This window comes from Vibrio sp. Vb0937, from assembly GCF_033338855.1.
On record NZ_JAWOTK010000001.1, the window covers coordinates 216570 to 237122 of the forward strand.

Consider the following 20553-nt stretch of genomic DNA (forward strand, 5'->3'; position numbering starts at 1 on the left):
CATAAATGTTCTAACGGGTATCCTAAGTAGAATAATGGCTTTGGAGTATTAAAAAGCAAAATGTGGGTTAACCCATTCGATTTGCTTTGAGCTAGCACTAGATCTAGAGCGTAGATACTGTCCGTTTGTTAGACGTACAGTATCTACGTAAAGAACATTAATTTGCTTGTTTGACTGCAACTTTACGTTTCGGGGAGAGGAGTGAATACCCCATGTATCCGATGCAAGCGGTAGCGACAAGAATAGAGCAGCCACGCATAAAGTTAATCAGCATAGGAGCGTTGTCGGTAAACGCGTTGATCCCCCAAAGCATCACGAGAGAGAATACAAACATCACTAGTAAGCCATAACATGGAGCATCGATTTTGCCGGGAACGACATACCAACCATCTTCCTTGATTGGTTTATTTAGACGAGCATATTCCGCTTGCTGGCCTTTCACTGTGTAAAGATGCATTTCATCTTGTTTACCCGTCAGGAGAAGGCTAGCAATGTAAGCGACAACGGCATTCACAAGGACGCCAATCACGCAATACCAAGGCCACGCAATATCGGTCGCAACGGCTACATACCAGATCACCAAGAAGCTAGCAGCAACGCCAATTAACAAGCCTTTTTCCGTAATGTGTTTTGAGTAGAAACCAAGGACGAACATACAGAAGCTCGCACCGACAAAGTAAGAGCCTGCCTTACTCAGCACTTCCAGTACCGAGCCTGTGCTGGTGGCAAACATGATCGCTGGAATGATGACCAAAATCGCCCACGCCACCGTGAAGAAACGCGATACCTTTAAGTAATGCTCTTCCGACTCGTTTTGCTTGTAGAAGCGTTTGTAAAAGTCAGCCACAGAAACGGTCGCCATTGAGTTAAATGCGGAATCGAGACTCGACATACTTGCCGCCAGAATCGCAGCGGCAATGATGCCCATCAAGCCTGGCATTCCATATTCACTCGCATAATGAAGAATGATGGTGTTGCCGTTTTCGAACTCTTTACCGTCGTAATAAGCGTTGAACAGGACGCCAAGCAAGATAAAGACAAAGTAAATAAAGAAGGCCACGTAGCCCATCATCAGCATTGCCTTTTTCGCATCGCCCATGTTTTTCGCGGCCATACATCGTTGGACCATCATCTGGTTACCGCCATACACGGTGGTGTGGAACATCGTCATTGCGATAACACCAGCCCATACCGTCGTTACTTGGCTTAGGTCAAAACTTGTCTGTAGGGCATCGGTCATTCCTTTCGCTTTGAGTTCTGCCATGACCTCCGTCATTGGAGCAGGCATGCCATTCCAAACGGCTTCAATGATGATGAATGCGCCAATAAATAAGATTACTGCTTGAATCACATCGGTCCAAATGACAGCCGCGATACCGCCCATTACGGTGTAGATAAGGGCAATTGCAGTGACGATCATGATGCAGTACATCACGTCGATACCAGTAATGAACTCTAAAATCATTGCTGTCGCGTAGAGTACGGCTGCCGAGCTCAACGCTTGTTTGATAAGGAAGATAAACGACAAAGTCAGTCTTGAAGCCTTACCGAAGCGTCGTTCTTGATACTCGTAGATGGAGGTTAAACCGCTGTTGTAGAAAAACGGCATAAACACAGCCACGATGAAGAAGATCACCAGCGGATAATTGAGGTGAATCGCGATAACCGACAGGCCTTCTTTGTAAGACCAAGCTGGCCCGCCAAGGAACGACATGGCACTCACGTAAGTACAAACGACAGAAATACCGATCGCCCACCAAGGGATGCTCTTATCACCCAAGGCGAATTGGCTAGCTGAAGTGACTCGCTTTCCAATTACCGCCCCCAGTACTAGCGTGAGGGCGATGTATCCCCCAAGGATGCTCCAGTTAAGTGCGCCAAACTCATGCATAATTAGGTCCTTCTAACTGTTCTTTCATTTGTGCAAACACGTCATAGCCAAGTTGCAGTAGGATATGAACGATGTCGATCGCCACCCAGTTTTCCTTCAGTAAATCGCCTTCGCGTCGCCAAATGTCCATAACGCGAAGTTCGATGTGTTTTCCTGTCGGGGCGAGACCGAGCCAGCCACTGTGACCAGTGTGAGTACCATGCATATGTGGCCAACCACCTGTGGATACGTAGTCATTTTTGGCCAAAAAATTGACCTCAATATCGACACTTCGGTCAGGGAACGCAAACACGAAAGGGGCTTGGTGGTGGTTACGGAAACCTTTGATACCGCGCGTAGTACCAATACCAGCAGGGCCGTACCACATGAAGTCATTGTGCCAGTAGTTTTCAAGATCCATCGAGAAAAGATCTTTGCCATCAAAACGACCCAAGCAAGACAGCATATCTTCAACCAGCTGGGCGCTCTTTTCACTTTCTTCCAAAGACACAACAGAATGTTGGATACCATTAGAAGTCGCAGGAGAAGGGACCAACCCATCGTGGCCTAAGCTCTTTCTAAGAGGGTTGCTTCCAGCTTGATTCATCGCATCGATGAAGTCTGGAATCATGTATGATTCGGTGATTTGTTCGTTCTCCACACACACCATTTCGGTGTAACGTAAGTAGAGTGTTTTCCCTGTTGCTGGGATGCCAAACAGTGGCTGTTCAAACGTACCGATAAAGTAACCAGTAGAGTTGTACCAAGTGCGGCCTTCGTATTCGCCGTGCATCACAATCATTGGTCGGCGCTCGGCATCAGGTAAAGCATTAACAAGTGGTGAGAGGAAAGATTCGTGGGTTGCATCTGGGCCATTAAGATCGTTCACAGGGTGCGCCACGCACCATTTTACGTCAGGGTTCAAAGTTTGCAGAGCGGCCTGTTTTTGCTCGATGTCTGCGGCTTTGAAGTAGTTCTGGTAGAACTGTTCGATGATGTTGAGTGACATGTTGCTTCCTTACTGTCTGTGATTTTAATAAATAGTGTTTAGTCAACCGTTAGCCTTGCTGAAGCAGGATTTGCTTCCAGATTGCGGTCTCGTCAAACAAAGTGAATTCGCGACGAAGACCCCAAGGGCCAAACTCAGCGTGGCTGATCCCCATGATGTAAACTTCTTTTCCTGAAGGCTTACCAAACATCCCATATCCCTCATGCTTACCGTGCAAAGACCATCGAATTGCCGCGCGTGGTGACATCATGTCGTCATCTCGGCCAATACGATGGTGAACGGTAAATTGAGCATTTGGGAAAGACGAACGAAGTGCCATCCAAAAATGATCGACTTCCGAGTGTGATAGGGCAGTTTGACCTCCAGTGTATTCGCCGATGCAAGCGCGGTCGTACTCTTTCGGTACTATAGAGAACTCGGCATTCATAAGGCTTCTGAGAATTGCTTCATAGCGCTGACCATATTCGTTGTCGTTGCCTACGCCCAAATAAGGTCCAGGAATGTCGACTTCAGGTGTGAACGGAAATGGGCTTGATTCCACGCCACCTTCAAATTCGATTTGTTGGCGTGCAAACTCTTCTGACATCATACCCAGTTGTTTCGCGATATCGGCTTGATCGCGAACCAACCATTCGTCATTGATTTGGTTATTGATAGCGTGGCAATCTGCGATAATACGGAAACGAAGTTTGCGGTTCGAGGCTTGCCCGTAGAAGCCGTTGCCACTGTGTGTTGCAGTAGAGATGATTCGATGAGAAGAAAGCATGCCTTGTTCCGGGGTGCCTGACCAAATGACGTCTTCGCCATATAGCGTGCGATCGGGAAACTCGGCCAGTGTCGCCATTGTTGCACTGATCACCCCTTCGTTTCCTTGAACGATAGAGAGTGGAGTACGCACAACAATGTCGGGAGAGTAGTAGTGTTCTAAGGTGTTTAAACCTCGGTCTTCCCAAATCTCTTTTGTGATACCAAGAATGTAGTCGGGAAAATCACGCCACTTTTCATCGAAGCCAACCATGGCCATAAATCACCTCCGTAATTGAATAATTATGTTTTAATTTTGTTTTTGATTACGTATTCAAAATATATCATGTTGCCATTTTGTCAACGGATTGTTTTTCGATTGTTTAAATAGCGTGCTGATGATCAGGTTTTTAACAATTGAGCGGAAAATAAACTAAAAAAGTACAGGCGAGATGGAAGCTATCTCTTATCGAGACGTGTTAATAAGAAAGGAGGTCAAAGTTTTTTGTATGAATTTTCTAATATATTATTGTTTTTTAATCGTTTAATTTATTTTGCTCTGTTTGAATGGAACCAAATGATTAAGCCAAAACTGATAATCGTGCAGCTCAAGGCTCCCAAATGGACTTTATCGCTAATATTCAGCTATTTTGGTGTCAATTATCCTAATATCTTTCAGTTTTTCCTTTTGCATACGAATGCTTAAAGGGTTTTTTATTAAATCGGAAGTAGATAACGAATAAGCCACTAGAAAGGTGTTTATCTAGTGGCTATAACAGTCATAAGCGTCCTATGAGTGCAACGATCAGGATAAAAGCGCAGGTAATGATAGCGAGATGGCAGGGATGAAGGTAATCAACATCAAGGCCACTATCATTGCTCCAATCCAGCCCATAATGGCTTTAGAGAGCGACTCTATCGGTACTTTGCCTACCTGACTTGCCATAAACAGGTTGGCACCCAGAGGAGGCGTAACAAAGCCAATGGCCAAGTTCACGATCATCACGATCCCAAAATGAACGGGGTCCATGCCGAGTGCTGACGTAATGGGTAACAGAATTGGCGTGAGAATAACAATGGCTGCCAGCGTTTCCATAAAGGTACCGACAAGCAACAACAGGACATTGATGCAAAGCAGTATCAGAAGTTTGTTTTCAGTAATCGATAGAATGAACTGAGCAATCTCGGCCGGTAGACGTTCTAGGGTCAATATGCGGCCAAACGTCACGGACGCACCCACAATGACGAGTACTGCGCCAACTAGCAGTGACGACTCTAGAATGATTTTCACAACTTGCGCTGGTTTGAGCTCTTTATAAACAAACATGCCAAAGAATAAGCCATAGAGCACACCAATGGCGGCTGATTCGGTAGGTGTGAAGATACCGGAATAGATACCGCCGAGAATGATCACGGGGAGTAGCATTGCCCAACTGGCTTCTTTTAGCGCATCAAGACGCTCTGCCCAGGTCGCTTTGTGCTCGTTACCTGTGTAGCCCCGCAATTTTGAGACAATTAGACAATAGCCGATCAATACCATACCGACGACCAAGCCAGGAATGATGCCCGCCATGAACATCTTAGTTACCGAGACTTCAGCTGTGATCGCGTAGACGATCATCACCACAGAGGGTGGAATAATGACGCCAATTCCGCCGGAAGAGGCTATCAAGGCACCGGCAAAGCTGCGGTCGTAGCCTTTCTTCACCATCGAGGGAATCATCGTCAGGCCGATAGCGGCAACAGTGGCAGACCCCGTACCAGAGATGGAAGCGAAGAACATGCACGCCACAATGGCGACGATGCCAAGCCCACCAGTAAAGTGGCCAAAGAAGACCTCCGCCACGTGTAATAATCGTTTTGAGATCCCTCCTTGGCTCATAAGGTTACCTGCCAAGGTAAATAGAACGACGGCGAGGAGAGGGAAAGAGTCGAGCCCTGTTACCATTCCTTGGACTAAAAACTCGATGTTAAGAAACGGCAGACTGAGTATCGCGACCATACTGGCTGCCGCCAGAGCAATACCGACCGGAACGCCAATGAGCAGAAGCAGACCAAAGCTGCTAAACAAAAGTGCAGACGTCATGCGTTAAACTCCAATAGTCGGTTAGAAGTACGGTACTTTGCTTTGATATGGCGATAGCGTTGGCGAGAAAAGCGAACTCGTTCATTGCTGGTGGAGCACGCGTTCACACGTTGATAAATGCTTGTCACTAGGCGCGCGCAGCTTAATAGTGCGCAAACTAAAACAGAGGCATACAAACACGCAATAGGAATTTCCATTGCGGGTGCAATCTGACCGAGTTGCAGGCTGCGATTGATCACCTTAAATCCAAACCAGGCGACAGTGGCACTAAAGGCAAGGTAGATAAGATCAGAAACAATCAAACTGAATTGCGTCCAATTGCCCGGAAGTTTATCGATGAACACACGAATGCGGATGTGTCGATCATCTCGGATACAATAGCTGATGCTCAGGTACATCGCCCATACGAATAAATAACGTGCCAGCTCTTCAGCCCACGCGATCGTTGCGTCAAATAGGCGTAGTGTGATTTGCAAGCACAGTAAAGTTGTCATCGTCGAGATCGCGATAACGATAAGGGTAGGTTCTAGGTATTTGTCTAGTAAGCGAAACCACTTCATGTTCACCTCCAAAACGAGAAAGCACGACCTGTTGCCAGATCGTGCAAAAGAGTGGGAGTTATAAGCGTTCTATCTCGGCAATCACGTTGTCAAACAAGTCTTCACCTGTCTTGCTACGCAGATCTTGGTACACGGCTGCATTCATTTTTTCTTTCATGATGCTGCGTACCTCGTCTGGGACGATGTTAACCGTCATGCCTTTTGCTTCGAGCTCTTTGATTACTTCTTGGTTTTGCTTAGCGGCGAGCTCACGCTGTTTTGCGATGGTTTCTTTGCTTACTTCACTGATCAGCGCTTGTTGTGCGGCCGGCAGTGAATCCCAAAACGATTTGTTCATGAATAACACGTAGTTGGTGTATATATGGTTAGTTAAAGAGAGGTACTTTTGTGCCTCGTAAAAACGTTCGGCATAAATAGAGTAGATAGCACTTTCTTGAGCGTTAATCAGGCCTTGTTGTAACGAGGTGAAAATTTCTCCCCAAGACAGAGGTGTTGGCGCAGTACCAATAGATTTCCACGCGCTTATTTGAGTGGGGTTAGATGCCGAGCGAATCTTTAGCCCTTTCAGGTCCTCAATACTATCAATTGGCTGTTTGTTGTTGGTCACGCTACGAAAGCCGACCTCCATAAAGCCAAGTCCATGAAAGCCTTTTGATTCCATAGCATTCAACAATGGTTGTCCGATCTTCTCACTGTCGAGCGCTTTGTGTGCTTGCTCTTCGCTATCAAAAAGGTAGAACACGTCGAGCACGTTAAACTCTGGGACGTAGGGAGAGAGTAAAACTGACGCACCAAACGTCATTTGTAAGTTGCCTTGCTGTACTAGTTCAGTCGTCTCACGCACATCGCCTAGTTGTCTTGCCGGATAGATTTCAACTTCTATCTCACCGTTTGAGCGAGCTTCCACTTCTTGTTCGAAATAGAGCATTGCTTTGTGTACGGGAGAGGTTTCTTGACTGTCATGAGCAAGACGAATAACACTGGTTGCAAACGTATTCATACTGCTAAATGCAAGCCCCAGTGCGGTAAGTGAAGTAAGGATTACTTTCTTCATCGTTCTTCCTTGTTTCTGGTATGACCTGCCATTGGCATTCGTCGGCAAGTCACACAACTTTTTATGTTTTTATAAATTAGTTGAGCAATTCATATCCATTTTGCATACGAATCCAAAATAAAACATTAAAGTAACAAGTCAATAACAAGATTGATGAATTGATGAGGAGTTAAATAACGATTGGTGAAAATTTAATCGTGATCACAGAAAATGCCTTACTCGAAAGCAAGGCATTTTGTTTATGAAGAATGAATAAAAATGGATTTATTAAATGGTGCTACTACGTTCGATCAAGGTGCCTTGCTCGAAAAGGTATTCGCCAGTTGCATCCAGGTTGCCGTTGATTCGATTCATCAAATCTTCAACCGCTCGTTTAACAATTTTGTCGACTGGTTGAGCAATGGTGGTCAAATCATAGCTCGGCCATGCAGACATCGGAATGTTATCTACACCCATCACAGAGAAGTCTTGGGGGATCTTTGCTCCGGCTTGTCGCAAGCCATCCATCACACCCATGGCGAGGATGTCGTTTGCACAAAAAATTGCATCGGGTTTACTGGTATGTGACAAGATTTCTTTCGCCGCTTCTAGGCCAGCTTCAAAACTGTATTTGGCTTGAATAAAGGTCGGGGATGGAGCGCCGAGTTCTTGCAGCTTTGAAGAGAAGCCAAGCCAGCGCTCTTCACTGGTCATTGAACCTGCATCACCACTGATGTAAGCACATTGTTTTGCGCCTTTCTGTGTTAAATACTCAGCTGCTTGTTGGCCCGCTAATCGGTTATCAATACCAGAGCTGTTGGCATTAATGCCTTCGGCATAACGGTTGATCAGGCTTAAGTGAACGCCAAACTTTTCGCATTGGGCAAACGCGCGTGAAGTTAAACGGCTGGTGGCGATAACGAGTCCGTCCACTTGGTATTCAATGGCGCGTGAAATGGCGAGATCGAGGTCGTCCTTGTCGATAGGGCAAAGCACAACTTGTCCGCCTCGCTTTTGAATTTCGACAGCCAAAGCACGAGATTGCATGTCGTACATTGGGTTTGATTCGCTATCTAACGCAATCGCCACTAAGCCTGAACGATTCGAAATCAGACCTCGGGCGATGGCATTCGGTGTGTATCCGAGCTTAGCTGCGGCATCCATCACCATTTTGCGTTTCTTCTCGCTAATACTCGCAGTCGGGCTGAATGCTCTAGATACCGTCGATTGAGAGACGCCGAGCATCTTCGCGACGTCGATCGAAGTTACTTTCGCTTTAATGGTGATACTCCTTATTTAAGGCCATTGAACCTGCTCATACGTGCTGAGTGTATGGGCTAGGGGATTTCTGTGTCTAGAGCATTACATTGATAAGGCGTAAATATCAGAGAAAACTCAAGAATTCATCACATTTCTCTCTTGTTGGAAGCCATCAATGATCATTTTGTGTTCAGACCCAACACAAAAGAAGCTAACGCCGAGTTCACGCCATTCCCGAGCTTGTTGAGCCGTCGAGACAAACATGCCAACAGGTTTATTGGCGGCTCTGGCCGCTTCGATTACTCGCATACTTACTTGTGCGACTTTCTCATCATGAACGCTATCAGCACCATAAGCGACAGTGAGATCAACTTGGCCAATGAAGAGCGCATCAATTCCTTCAACATTGGCAATCGCTTCAACATTTTCGACCCCTTGAGGGTCTTCAATCTGTGCAATGACAATCGTATTCGCACGGCTGTCTTTTAAGTGTTCAACCATGGGCTTAGTGGCGTATTGCGCTGCTCGACTGGAACCAGCATACCCTCGGCCACCTTCTCCGTAATGGCAGATTTTCGCCAGTTGCGTCGCTTGCTCAGCAGTACAAACATGGGGAATTTGTACACCCGCCGCGCCACAGTCAAGCGCGTTCAAAATGGTTGAAGGGGCGCTGTCTTGTACTCGTACCACGCACGCGAGGTCATTCGCTCTGGCCGCCATGATGCACAGATCAAGCGAGGAGCGATCGAAAGGTGCGTGCTCTGCATCCAGTACCACAAAAGGCAACTCTGCCAGTGCCAATACCTCGATAATGTGAGGATGAGGGGTTTTAACAAATGTACCTAATAGCGTTTCTTTAGTCAGACGTTGCTTAAAATTGCTCATAATTCTCTCCTTTGCAAAGGTATGCAAAAACTAACACGGTGAAATGTAAATGATGAGTAAAAATGATGTGATCTAAAACTCATTTTTGATTAAAAATTAAACTCAATCAAGGTCCTTATTACTTACTTTTATTTGTTTAAATTAATCAATACAAAGGCTTAAGGGTGGTTTTTTTGGTTTGTTGACTTAACTTGTCAAATATTAATTAAGTGTTTAATCTGATTTTGCATTCGTATCCAAAAGCATGAAAATAACCGTTCGTCAGCCTCAATGTTCAAGGAGAAACCCAATGGCACGCATTTTAAAAAACGGAATCACTGAAGAAGCATCAGCATCAAACGACGCAAAAGTGCGTCAGATTGTTGAAAACATTCTTGCTGATATTGAATCGAAAGGTGATAGCGCTGTACGTGAGTTGTCTGAAAAGTTTGATAACTGGTCGCCGGAGCAATTCCGCCTGTCAGAAGAGCAAATCCAAGCCTGTGTGGATGCGCTTGATGAATCGACTCGTCATGATATCGAGTTCGCTCAGCAACAAGTTCGAAACTTTGCTCAAATTCAACGTGACTCAATGAAAGACGTCGAAGTAGAAACCATGCCTGGTGTGGTACTGGGGCATAAAAATATTCCAGTAAACAGCGTGGGTTGTTACATCCCTGGTGGAAAATACCCATTGGTTGCATCCGCTCACATGAGTGTACTGACGGCGAAAGTCGCGGGCGTAAAACGTGTTATTGCTTGTGCGCCTCCGTTTAACGGCCAGCCGAACGTCGCGATTGTCGCTGCGATGGCAATGGCGGGTGCGGATGAAATCTACTGCTTCGGTGGTGTTCAGGCGGTAGGTGCAATGGCTCTTGGTACAGAGACTATTGCGCCAGTCGATATGATTGTAGGGCCGGGTAACGCATTTGTGGCAGAGGCAAAACGTCAGTTGTTTGGTCGCGTTGGTATCGATTTGTTTGCAGGGCCAACGGAAACCTTGGTCATTGCTGATGAGAAAGGCTGTGACCCGGAATTGGCAGCGGCAGACTTGCTTGGTCAGGCTGAGCATGGTTACAACTCTCCCGCTGTATTGTTGACCAATAGCGAAACATTTGCGCAAGAGACCATCAAAGAGATCGAACGTCAGTTAACCATTCTCCCAACGGCTGAAGTTGCGGGTAAAGCGTGGGCAGATTACGGACAAGTGATTGTGTGTGATAGCTACGAAGAAATGGTGGAAGTGGCAGACGATATCGCTTCTGAACACGTTCAAGTGATGACGGAAGATCCTAAATACTTCCTAGATAACATGACCAACTACGGTGCCTTGTTCCTAGGTCGTGAAACCAACGTTTCTTACGGCGATAAATGTATTGGTACCAACCATACACTGCCAACGAAGAAAGCGGCGCGATACACCGGTGGTCTTTGGGTAGGTAAATTTATCAAGACCTGTACTTACCAGCGTGTAACGGAAGCTGCGTCGCTAAAAGTCGGTGAGTACTGCTCTCGCTTGTGTGCACTCGAAGGTTTCGCAGGTCACAAAGAGCAAGCGGATATTCGTGTACGCCGTTACAAAGGCAAAGTGGAAGAGGCGTAATATGTCGAAACTTGCCTTAGTCACAGGCGGCAGTGGCGGACTGGGTGCCGCCATTTGTCGCAAGCTAGCTGAATGGGGATATCGCGTAATTCTGACTTACAACAGTAATCAGAAAGCGGCCGAGGATGTGCTTTCTTCGCTGCCACGTAACGAGCATCTAGCATTCAAACTGAACGTGGCAGATTCTAGTGCGATTGAACAGCTTAAACATCAAGTCAGTGAAATAAGCGACAAGCTGGATCTGTTGGTCAACTGTGCGGGGATGACGAAATTCGTCGCGCACTCTGATTTGCAAAGCTTAGATGACCAGCTGTTTGACCAAATATTCCAAGTGAATGTTCGTGCGCCTTTTGCCATGGTTCGAGCGTTTGAGCCTTGGCTTAAGCAAGCCAATGGTTGTGTGGTGAACATTACCTCTATCGCGGCACAGACTGCGATGGGGAGCAACATTGCTTACTGTGCAAGTAAATCTGCCGCGGAGAACATGACCCGTTCTTTAGCTCGCGCTCTGTCTCCCGATGTTCGAGTTCTGGCTGTTGCTCCAGGGCTTGTCGACACTGAGTTTGTCAAAGGTTTGGATGACGCATGGCGTAATCAACAAGAACAATCCACACCGCTTAAGCGTTTAGCCAATGATGAAGAAGTCGCTCAAGCCGTGTACGCCGCAGCAGAAGTTTTGACCTTCTCGACAGGCAATACCATCGCGGTTGATGGTGGGCGACCTTTAGGTCTGTAACTAACAATTCAAAGGCTAGGTCCAAACAAGGACAACAAGGATTTACAATGACTCTACAATCTAAAATGAATAATAATCTGGTCCGCTACATGGAACTGATTCCGGGTACGAGTGCGTTTATTGATGCGCGCACGCCAGGCAGTGATCTGAAAGATAACTTCTGCATTATCGGTGCTGGGGTGGCAGAAAGCAGTCGTCAGCATGTTCATATTCGCGATACGGCGGGCTTTAACATTGGTGCCGCAGGCCAACCGCCGGGCATCAAAAATTCGTTGCACTCTCATCGCACCGCTGAGCTTTTCTTGGTGTTCAAAGGTCAGTTCCGTTTTTATTGGGGGAACGATGGAGAGCATGAGGCGGTGTTGTCTCACGGTGACGTCATCTCGATTCCAACCAATCTCTTCCGTGGATTTGAAGTGGTTGGCCGCGATTACGGCTTTATGTTCTCGGTACTTGGCGGCGACGATTCAGGTGGCGGCGTTATTTGGCATCCAAACGTTATTAAAGACAGTCAAGGTTATGGTTTATACCTCAAAGCCGATGGCACACTCGTGGACACCATTAATGGCGACCCGGTGCCACAAGAATCAGAATTGATGCCGCTGCTTACCGAAGAAGAGCTCGCGACCTTCGATACCTACACCGCAGAAGAGATGATGCCATTTGTCGCTCTGCAAAAAGATTATCGTGAAATCAAAGGCGATTTCGGCGGAAGCAACGTGAAACAATACGCCTTAACGGGTCATCCTTTGGCGAGTTATGACTTCCAAGTAAAGAGTGAAGATGAAGTGAGCATCATGGCTTATGAGCTTTCTGAAGGTGGCTCGATTCCTCAACACTGCCGAGAAGAAAAACAAGTGCTTATCAACTTTGATGGCGATACTGAAGTGGTCCTCACGCATCAAGGCGAACAAGCGAGTGTTGTTTTAACGCGCGGTGATGTGCTGAATGTTCCAGAAGGTGCGTCTTATTCACTGACGAACTTGCGGGGTAATAGTTTGACGTATTGCATTCTTGGCTCTGATCAACCAAAGCCGCTTGCAGGAGAATAAAATGACGCAACCCACCTCGTTAGTTTGGCTACCCGGACTACTTTGTGATGGCACATTGTTTGAGGATATCAACCGAGCGTTGCCAAGTTGGGTTGAGCCTTCATGCCCGACGCTGGCTTCATTGCCGTCAATGGAACAGCTGGCGCAGAGAGTGTTGCAAGACGCACCGCAGGAGTTTGTCTTGGGTGGCTTATCAATGGGTGGGATTCTTGCCTTTGAGGTGTACCGTCAAGCGCCAAACAGAGTCAAAGGCTTGATCCTCATGGATACCAATGCAGCAGATGAAAAGCCAGAGGTGACACAAAAGCGTGATGCACTGGTTAGCCGTGCGTTAAGTGGTGAGTTTGAACGCATTACGGCTGACACTCTGATGCCTGTGCTGATTCATCCAAGCCGTTTGCAAGACAAAGCGTTAACTGAGCGTATCGAAGGCATGGCGGTTAATGTAGGTTTGGAGGCATTTGAAGCACATGCTAAAGCGTTAGCAACTCGCCCGGATGCTCGACCTTTATTGGCGGACATTCAAGCTCCTACGTTGGTGATAACAGGTAAAGAAGATAAGCTTTGTCCGCTAGACAATCATCTGCTCATGGAGAGATGCATCCCAAACGTCACACTTCATGTTATCCCTGAGTGTGGGCATCTATCTACGCTTGAGCAGCCTTTAATTATTAGTGAAGTGATGGCTACTTGGCTTCAAGATAACTTTGCTTAGTGTTGATAAGAACTTCATCACTCACCACCTTAAGGTTACTTGGGTATAGGTGGTGAGCGATGAGTATTATCAGAAGTAGTAGCGAATACCTGCCGCGAATTGATCATCACGGTTTTCGAATTTGCTGCCATCGTACTGATCTTTACCTAGGTCGAACTGGTATTCAGTCCAAACTAGGAATTTGTTCTTCTGGAAGTGGTATTCAAGACCAGGGATCAGCAAGTTACGCTCGTAACCTTGTGTCTCGTCACCACTATCCTCCATGTAGTTGTAGTTCAACGTTGGGCGCAAGCCGTTGTCGAAGTGGTAGTAAGTGTAGATTTCGCCACCTAGGGTATCGAACATTACGTCCGTACCGCCTTGGCTCACTGCTTCCCAGTTTTCGCCAACGTGGAAAGTCGCACCTGCGTAGAAGCCACCGTTGCTGTAGTTTGCGCCCAATAGCATGATGCGCATGTTGTCGCCGTTTTCTACGCCAACCACGCTTGCGTCTAGATCCGCAACTTCATTTTGATGGTAAGCCGCACCAAGTGTTACGCCATCAACCGGTTTGTAAGTGATAGACGCACCCATGCCGTTTTTCAATGAGGCTGTCGCATTGCTTGCTAGAGCAACATCTTCACGCGTGGTTTGGTAAGTAAAGCCGTAGCTCACTTTTTCATTGATTGAATTACGGTACGTTATTGAGTTTTCTGCACGACCAGCACCGGATGCGATACCCCAGTCAGCTAGGTTGTAAACACCTGAGCCACGAGTACCGAATACACGACCTAAATCGGTGTACCATGCTACGTCGTAGAAGGTAGACCACTGCTTAGTACCCGCAGCAATCTTGCCATATTTTTCGTGATCAACACCTGCGTATAGCAAGCGGTCGTAAATGTTGTCGCCGTTCGCGCCAGAGTTGTAGCCCCATTCCGCGTGACCGAAACCAGTCCAGCCGTTATCCAGACCCATTTGGCCTCTCAAACCGAAACGTGAGCTGCCGCTGTTCCATTCGCCGTTGTCATCACCGCCACGGTCTTGGTAGCGAAGATCGAAACGGCCATCGATGGTTAGGCTGTCGCCAGCGTCATTAACAAAAGTGTGTGCAGCAAAGGCTGAGCTAGAAGTAAGCGCTGCTAAAATCACTGCAGAAAGGGTCGACTTTTTCATCATCAATCTCATTATTCAGGGCGCAGAAAGCCACCGTGCGTTCATGCCCGTTTTGAATAAGGGCTCTATCTTGAGGTTGTGCCCCATCCTTGAGGCACGAGTTGGGAGCATGTCGCCTGAACCGAGAGGGGATTCAGGCAACATAAAGGCGGGTTAACAATCCGCCCCTAGGACTTCTTATAGAGTAGGGTTTAGGATCTGTTGAGTACGCTCGAACACGTCTAGACCTTGCTGTTTTAGCCAGTAAGGAAGGTCGATCAGTACCCAGTTCTCAGATAGCTTGTCGCCGTCACGGTAGTAAACGTCAACCACTTGCATGTCTGCACGTACTTCACCACCTGTCATACCTAGGAAACCACCAATTGGTGTGTTAGATAGGTTTGGCCAGCCGAAGAAACAAGAGAAGTTACCTTCTGCGAAACGACATACGTGGCCGTTAAACTTCTTGTCTTTCAGGTTGTTACGGAACGGCAATTGGTGTTGCTGTTGGTAACGAGGGATTGTGTAAGACGCACCGATACCACATGGACCGTACCAGATCATGTCTTTAGACCAGCTCTTCTCAAGAACTTCTGGTGGGCAACCCATAGCGCCACTGTCGTTTAGTGCAGATAGGTCATCAACCATCTTGTTCACTAGTGCTAGTGTTGCTACGCCTTCTTCTGGTGCTGCGTCTTCGAACAGTAGACCATCGTGGTTACGAGGACCAGGGTATACGAAGTGCTTACCTGTTGATGGTGGTAGTGGGTAACAACCCGCTTGGTCCATTGCACCTAGAAGGTCTAGGAATAGGCCAGTCTTAGTGATCTTGCCGTTTTCAACACAGTTAAATTCTGCGTAGCGGATGTTCATGATTTTGCCAGTTGGGCGCATGCCTAGGTATTCAGCGTCGAATAGGCCCATGAAGTGACCCATGCTCATTACCCAGATTTCACCTGATGTTACTTCGTTCTCACCACCGATGAAGATGTCTTGACGACGCTGCATGCGAGTCATTGATTTCATCAAAGGAGCCCAGAAAACGTCAGCCGCTGCTTGAGCGCCTTGTTGCTCACGGAATGGGTAAACACCACGCCATAGGTAATCTTCTGAAGTGTGTGCTTTTAGTACTTCTGCCACGTTCTCGTGAGTTGCGTTTTCCATTGCGCTGAAGTATTCACGTACAACGCGTTTCGCTTCTTGATATTTAGACATAATAAACTCTCTTATTTGCTGTCGAGTCGGCTTTGGGAACAGGACTCGAAATTAAGTTTTTTCATCCGACCGGGGAGCCAGCCGGAGTTTTTGAAATTCAGTTACGCTTTTGCTGCTTCGGCTTTTTTGCTCTTATCGAGCACGCCGCCTTTTAGTGTCTCTGGCAGTGATAGCCATAGAAGACCAGCAAGGATCCATACGATTGGTGAACCCCACATTGCGGTTTGTAGGTCGGTACGCTCTTGGATGAAGATAAGTACCATTGGTGCCCACATACCCAGGATACGACCGCCGTGGAATAGCGCCGCGCCGTAGCTACGTAGGTGTGCTGGGAACAGTTCTGAGAAGTAACCACCCCATACCGCTGAAGAAGACAGGCCGAAGTTGTAAATCAGACCAAGTAGAGCCAGCATGTTTAGGCCGCCAATCACCATGTCGCCAGGTGCAACAAAGAAGATTGAAACCATGATGCCCGCTAGGATGAAGCCAAATGCGTTCACCTTACGACCGAATTTGTCAGCTACCCAACCCCAGAACCAAGCACCAAACAGTGAACCAAATGCTGAGATAGAGAAGATGAGACCGATAGTTGCACCGTCGAACATACGTACATCACGTAGGTAAGTGGTTACGAAGCCACCAAAGAATTGGAAACCATAGAAGTTAAGGCCAGCCAGTAATAGACAGGTTAGTGTGATCTTACGGTAGGGCTTGCTTAGCATTTCTCCCCAAGAGCCTTTTTTCGCTGGTGCATTTGATTCTTCTGCTTTTGCTTGCTCTTCTTCACCGTAAGCGATCACTTTGCTGTCGCTAGGTAGTACAAAGATCATGACAACAGCGGCTGCCAATGGTGGGATACCACCAACAAGCATTAGGCTTTCCCATGGTGCATCAATGCTTGCAATAAATGCCGCATACGCACCCATTACCATCAGTGCTACAGAGAACATAGAAGACGCGAATGCCGTCAACTTACCACGTACCGTTGGCGTAAATAGGCCGATCATCAAGCTTACTGCCACGGTGAAGTAACCACCCAGTGATAAACCAATGATGAAACGCATTGCTGCCCATGTTGTGTAGTCGGTGAACATCATATTGATGATCGTTGCGCCACCGTTTAGGGCTGTGATGGTAATAAGAGTGGATTTCTTACCAAATTTTGTTGCGAACCAAGCACAGCTCAATGCACCGATGAGTGCACCAACCGACTGCCATGTATAGAACTGGGCAGTGTCTGACAGGCTAATACCATCATACGCTTCAACAATGTATGGGCGTACGTAGTCAATAATTACAAAGTTATAACAATAGAAAAAGTAACCAACCAGTATCGCTAGATAGGCAGCTACCCTTTGAATCATAGGAACTTCGCTCATGTGTCTTTTGGCATTCATGACCGATAAACCTCTATTTCACTTAGGATTTGTTGCTATTCAAACTTAAAGAACACGATCTTATTGTGATCATCTTCGATTTCGTGTCGTGGTGAATCATAGTTTTTTTAAGGTCATTAGATCCGTGATCAATATCAATTTTAAAATGAATGCGTACCCAATTAGTGGTTTTTAGTGATGGGAGTCTCATTAAATCGGTCTTTTTGGCATTTTTGAATATATAACCGTCTATATTGGTGATTGTAGTCACAGTTATGGCGGGATTATCGTTTAGATATGCTTTTTTAAAGTAATATCCAAGCACAAATAATTAGCACCCAGAATTATGGAAACCCTGAAATGGTTACGTACTCAAGTTTTGTGGTGATTGCGTTATATGTAGCAATTACCATACTAATCAGCTATTTAGTGAATAAGCGCTACAGCAATGGTGGCGACTTTTCCACGGGTGGAAAGCAATTTGGTTGGTTTACGGCGGGTGTTTCGATACTTGCGACTTACATTAGTGCGATGACGTTTGTAGGGATGCCTGGTTGGGTTTATAGCTCTGGCATGGAAGCGATGAGTATTCACCTTAACTATCCCATCGTTATCTTTTTCACCGTCATTTTCTTTGTGCCTGTCTTCTATAAGCTGGGTCTGACTTCGATTTATGAATACCTTGAGCACCGCTTTGGGGTGTATGCAAGAACCATCAACTCGATTGTGTTCATTGTGGTTCAATGTATCTCTGCGGGTGTGATTTTGTATGCCGTGGCGCTGATCTTAGTGCAAGTTCTGCCTATCAGTATTTCTGAAGCCATTATCTACATTAGTATTTTCACCGCTTGCTATACCTATGCGGGCGGGATTTCCACGGTTATCTGGACCGATATGTTGCAATCTGCAGTATTGGTGGCAGGCAGCATCGCTATCTTTGCCATTCTAATGACAGAGATTAATGCGGCAGATTACCTTTCTCGTGATCACCTGAATATCATCAACTTAGACTTCGATTTAGGCGTAGATACCACACTCTGGGCAGGCGTGGTTGCCGTGAGCTTTTTGCATTTGAGTGTGTACGGCACCAACCAATTGATCATCCAACGCACGTTAGCGACGAGATGTGAAAAGACGGCGCAGAAGTCGATGCTGTTGTGTGGTTACGGTGCGTTTTTCGTGTACTTGTTCTTCGCGGTACTCGGTGTCCTTCTGAGTGTTTTCTATCAAGATCAATCGTTTGAAAACAGCAACGAAGTGATTTTGGATTTCGTCTTCAACCACACTAACCCAATCGTCGTTGGTTTGATCATTTCCGCATTGGCGGCGGCCGCAATGTCGACCTTGGATTCGACCTACAACTCGATGGCGACCGTCGCAACGTTCGATATCTACAAGCGTTTCGTTCGCAAAAGTGCCGATGATGAGCACTACGAAAAAGTCGCAAGAAAGATGAGTTTGCTTGCGGCGGCTACGGTGGTAGTGCCAGCTCTTCTGGCGGTATCGAATGAATCCGTACTCAAAACCATCGCTAGTCTGACTTCTATCTTTGTTGGTATCCGTTTGGGTTCATTCGTGCTTGGTTTATTCTGGGCGAAAGCCAATGAGAAAGGCGTGATCGTTGGGAGTATCATGAGTGTGATTGCGGTGTTTACTGCGATGTATCTCGACGTGGCTTGGCCGTGGTTCGCGCCAATTGGCACGTTCGTCTTCCTTTTGTTTGGTGTGTTAGTGAGCCGTCGTTGGGGCGCTGTGACTGCCGAGCAACAAGTCTTTATCAATAATCAAAAACATCTTTTTGCAAAGCCAACCGCAAGCCATTACGGGCTATTGGTGTTCGCTGTGGCGACCATCGCCGCTTGTATGGTTCTCCCTGATTGGCTTTATGCTGCATTGTCGTAATAGGTAGGTTTATGCTGTCCATCTTTGATATTTACAAGATTGGTGTGGGCCCTTCTAGCTCTCACACTAATGGTCCAATGATCGCGGGTTACCACTTCACTCGTTTGATTGAATCGAACTTGGCAAAAGTAGTTCGTATTCAAGTCGATTTATATGGCTCACTCTCGTTAACGGGGATTGGTCACCATACTGACCGTGCAACGATTTTGGGTCTGTTGGGTAACAAACCAGATACCATCAAAATCGCTTCTGCGAACAAAGCGATGCGCAAGGCGATTGAAGAGGGCATGATGTCTGTCGATGGCCGTCATGAAATCGAATTCAACTACAAAACGGACATGTTGTTCCATGAAGAGAACCTTCCTCTGCATGAGAATGGCATGACGATTACTGCGTTAGATGCGCATGGCAATCAGGTTGGGTTTGAAACTTACTACTCTATCGGTGGTGGGTTCATCGCAACGGCGGATGAACTGCAAAATGGCAGCGCGACTTCACCCGTAGAAGTTGAGTTTCCATTCTCCAGTGCGGACGAAATGTTGGCACAGGCAGAGAAGAACGGCATGAGCCTTGGCGGCATGATTCTGAAAAACGAACAAGCGTTTCAGGATATGGAAGCCATCAATCAACGTGCAGAACAGATCTGGCGTGTGATGACGCGTTGCATGGAGCGTGGTTTCGAGACAGAAGGTATCTTGGATGGCGGCTTGAACGTGACCCGCCGTGCGCCTAACTTGCTGAAGAAGCTTGAAGCAAATGCAGCAATCGAAAACGATCCAATGGAAATCATGGATTGGATTAACTTGTTTGCTTTTGCTGTGAGTGAAGAAAACGCGGCTGGTGGACAAGTCGTAACGTCGCCAACCAATGGTGCGGCGGGTGTGATTCCGGCGGTATTGATGTATTACCATCGCTTCATCAAAGAGCTCGATACCAAACAGCTTAAAGACTTCCTTGCTGTATCCGGTGCGATTGGCATCTTGTACAAAACCAATGCGTCTATCTCGGGTGCCGAAGTGGGTTGTCAGGGCGAAGTTGGCGTGTCTTCTTCCATGGCGGCAGCTGGCTTGACCGCGCTGCGTGGTGGTAGCAATGAGCAAATTTGTATTGCGGCCGAGATCGCCATGGAGCACTCACTAGGCATGACTTGTGACCCAATTGGTGGCTTAGTGCAAGTACCGTGTATTGAGCGTAATGCGATGGGGGCAATGAAAGCGATCAATGCTTCTCGCATGGCATTAAAGCGTAATAGTAAATGTTTGATCTCGTTGGATAAGGTGATTGAAACCATGTACCAAACGGGCAAGGACATGAACAAGAAATACCGCGAGACGTCACTGGGTGGGTTAGCTTTGATTCACCTAGCGCCGCCTTGCGAATAATGAGTTAGGCAA

At 46.9% G+C, this 20553-nt stretch carries 17 protein-coding genes; 6 read left to right on the forward strand and 11 right to left on the reverse strand.

Going from position 1 to position 20553, the window contains the following annotated elements:
- Positions 1–157: 157 nt before the first annotated feature.
- The 8 genes from R7P67_RS01010 to R7P67_RS01045 all read right to left on the reverse strand — a co-directional run bounded on the left by R7P67_RS01010 (position 158) and on the right by R7P67_RS01045 (position 9447).
- Entirely contained in the window at positions 158–1891 is a 1734-nt protein-coding gene (locus tag R7P67_RS01010; RefSeq protein WP_213906962.1) for a sodium:solute symporter family transporter, read from the reverse strand.
- Positions 1884–2879 (reverse strand): ester cyclase, encoded by a 996-nt coding sequence (locus R7P67_RS01015; RefSeq protein ID WP_262653202.1) that lies wholly within the window; start codon positions 2877–2879, stop codon positions 1884–1886. The genes R7P67_RS01010 and R7P67_RS01015 overlap by 8 nt, the downstream gene beginning before the upstream one ends.
- 49 nt (positions 2880–2928) lie before the next feature.
- Positions 2929–3903 carry an ester cyclase gene (locus tag R7P67_RS01020; RefSeq protein WP_262653204.1) on the reverse strand — a complete coding sequence of 325 codons (975 nt, stop codon included), beginning with the start codon at positions 3901–3903 and terminating at the stop codon, positions 2929–2931.
- 525 nt (positions 3904–4428) lie between these two features.
- Positions 4429–5709, reverse strand: a complete 1281-nt coding sequence (locus R7P67_RS01025; protein ID WP_262653206.1) for a TRAP transporter large permease — start codon at positions 5707–5709, stop codon at positions 4429–4431.
- Positions 5706–6269: a TRAP transporter small permease gene (locus R7P67_RS01030; RefSeq protein ID WP_005383430.1), complete on the reverse strand. Its 564-nt coding sequence runs from the start codon at positions 6267–6269 to the stop codon at positions 5706–5708. Before R7P67_RS01030 ends, R7P67_RS01025 begins: the two co-directional genes overlap by 4 nt.
- A 58-nt stretch (positions 6270–6327) precedes the next feature.
- A complete protein-coding gene (locus R7P67_RS01035) occupies positions 6328–7323 on the reverse strand; it encodes a TRAP transporter substrate-binding protein (protein ID WP_213867924.1) in 996 nt (331 codons plus the stop codon).
- 267 nt (positions 7324–7590) lie between these two features.
- A complete protein-coding gene (locus R7P67_RS01040) occupies positions 7591–8547 on the reverse strand; it encodes a LacI family DNA-binding transcriptional regulator (RefSeq protein ID WP_262653210.1) in 957 nt (318 codons plus the stop codon).
- A gap of 150 nt (positions 8548–8697) precedes the next feature.
- Complete coding sequence (locus R7P67_RS01045; RefSeq protein WP_262653212.1) at positions 8698–9447, reverse strand: HpcH/HpaI aldolase family protein; 750 nt, start codon at positions 9445–9447, stop codon at positions 8698–8700.
- A gap of 289 nt (positions 9448–9736) precedes the next feature.
- Between R7P67_RS01045 and hisD the strand changes: the two genes are divergently transcribed.
- Genes hisD through R7P67_RS01065 form a run of 4 tightly spaced genes read left to right on the forward strand, consistent with a single transcriptional unit; the run spans position 9737 to position 13532 of the window.
- Positions 9737–11029 carry a histidinol dehydrogenase gene (hisD, locus tag R7P67_RS01050; RefSeq protein ID WP_005374756.1) on the forward strand — a complete coding sequence of 431 codons (1293 nt, stop codon included), beginning with the start codon at positions 9737–9739 and terminating at the stop codon, positions 11027–11029.
- A gap of 1 nt (position 11030) precedes the next feature.
- Positions 11031–11765 carry an SDR family NAD(P)-dependent oxidoreductase gene (locus tag R7P67_RS01055; RefSeq protein WP_213871301.1) on the forward strand — a complete coding sequence of 245 codons (735 nt, stop codon included), beginning with the start codon at positions 11031–11033 and terminating at the stop codon, positions 11763–11765.
- 47 nt (positions 11766–11812) lie between these two features.
- A complete protein-coding gene (locus tag R7P67_RS01060) occupies positions 11813–12817 on the forward strand; it encodes a cupin (protein WP_005374765.1) in 1005 nt (334 codons plus the stop codon).
- A 1-nt stretch (position 12818) separates the two neighbouring features.
- Entirely contained in the window at positions 12819–13532 is a 714-nt protein-coding gene (locus R7P67_RS01065) for an alpha/beta fold hydrolase (protein WP_213871300.1), read from the forward strand.
- A gap of 69 nt (positions 13533–13601) precedes the next feature.
- Here R7P67_RS01065 and R7P67_RS01070 read toward each other — a convergent pair whose 3' ends face one another.
- The 3 genes from R7P67_RS01070 to R7P67_RS01080 form a co-directional block, all read right to left on the reverse strand.
- Positions 13602–14687, reverse strand: coding sequence for a porin (locus R7P67_RS01070; RefSeq protein ID WP_213871370.1), 1086 nt, complete (start codon positions 14685–14687; stop codon positions 13602–13604).
- A gap of 177 nt (positions 14688–14864) precedes the next feature.
- Positions 14865–15881 carry a nuclear transport factor 2 family protein gene (locus R7P67_RS01075; RefSeq protein ID WP_262653215.1) on the reverse strand — a complete coding sequence of 339 codons (1017 nt, stop codon included), beginning with the start codon at positions 15879–15881 and terminating at the stop codon, positions 14865–14867.
- Between the two features lie 101 nt (positions 15882–15982).
- Positions 15983–17278, reverse strand: a complete 1296-nt coding sequence (locus R7P67_RS01080) for an MFS transporter (RefSeq protein WP_053307975.1) — start codon at positions 17276–17278, stop codon at positions 15983–15985.
- A gap of 339 nt (positions 17279–17617) precedes the next feature.
- Here R7P67_RS01080 and R7P67_RS01085 point away from each other — a divergent pair, with 339 nt between their 5' ends.
- Both R7P67_RS01085 and R7P67_RS01090 read left to right on the forward strand, forming a co-directional pair.
- On the forward strand, positions 17618–19159 hold the full coding sequence (locus R7P67_RS01085) for a sodium:solute symporter (protein WP_182038112.1): 1542 nt from the start codon (positions 17618–17620) through the stop codon (positions 19157–19159).
- A gap of 11 nt (positions 19160–19170) precedes the next feature.
- Positions 19171–20541: an L-serine ammonia-lyase gene (locus R7P67_RS01090; RefSeq protein ID WP_045484172.1), complete on the forward strand. Its 1371-nt coding sequence runs from the start codon at positions 19171–19173 to the stop codon at positions 20539–20541.
- Positions 20542–20553: the final 12 nt, after the last annotated feature.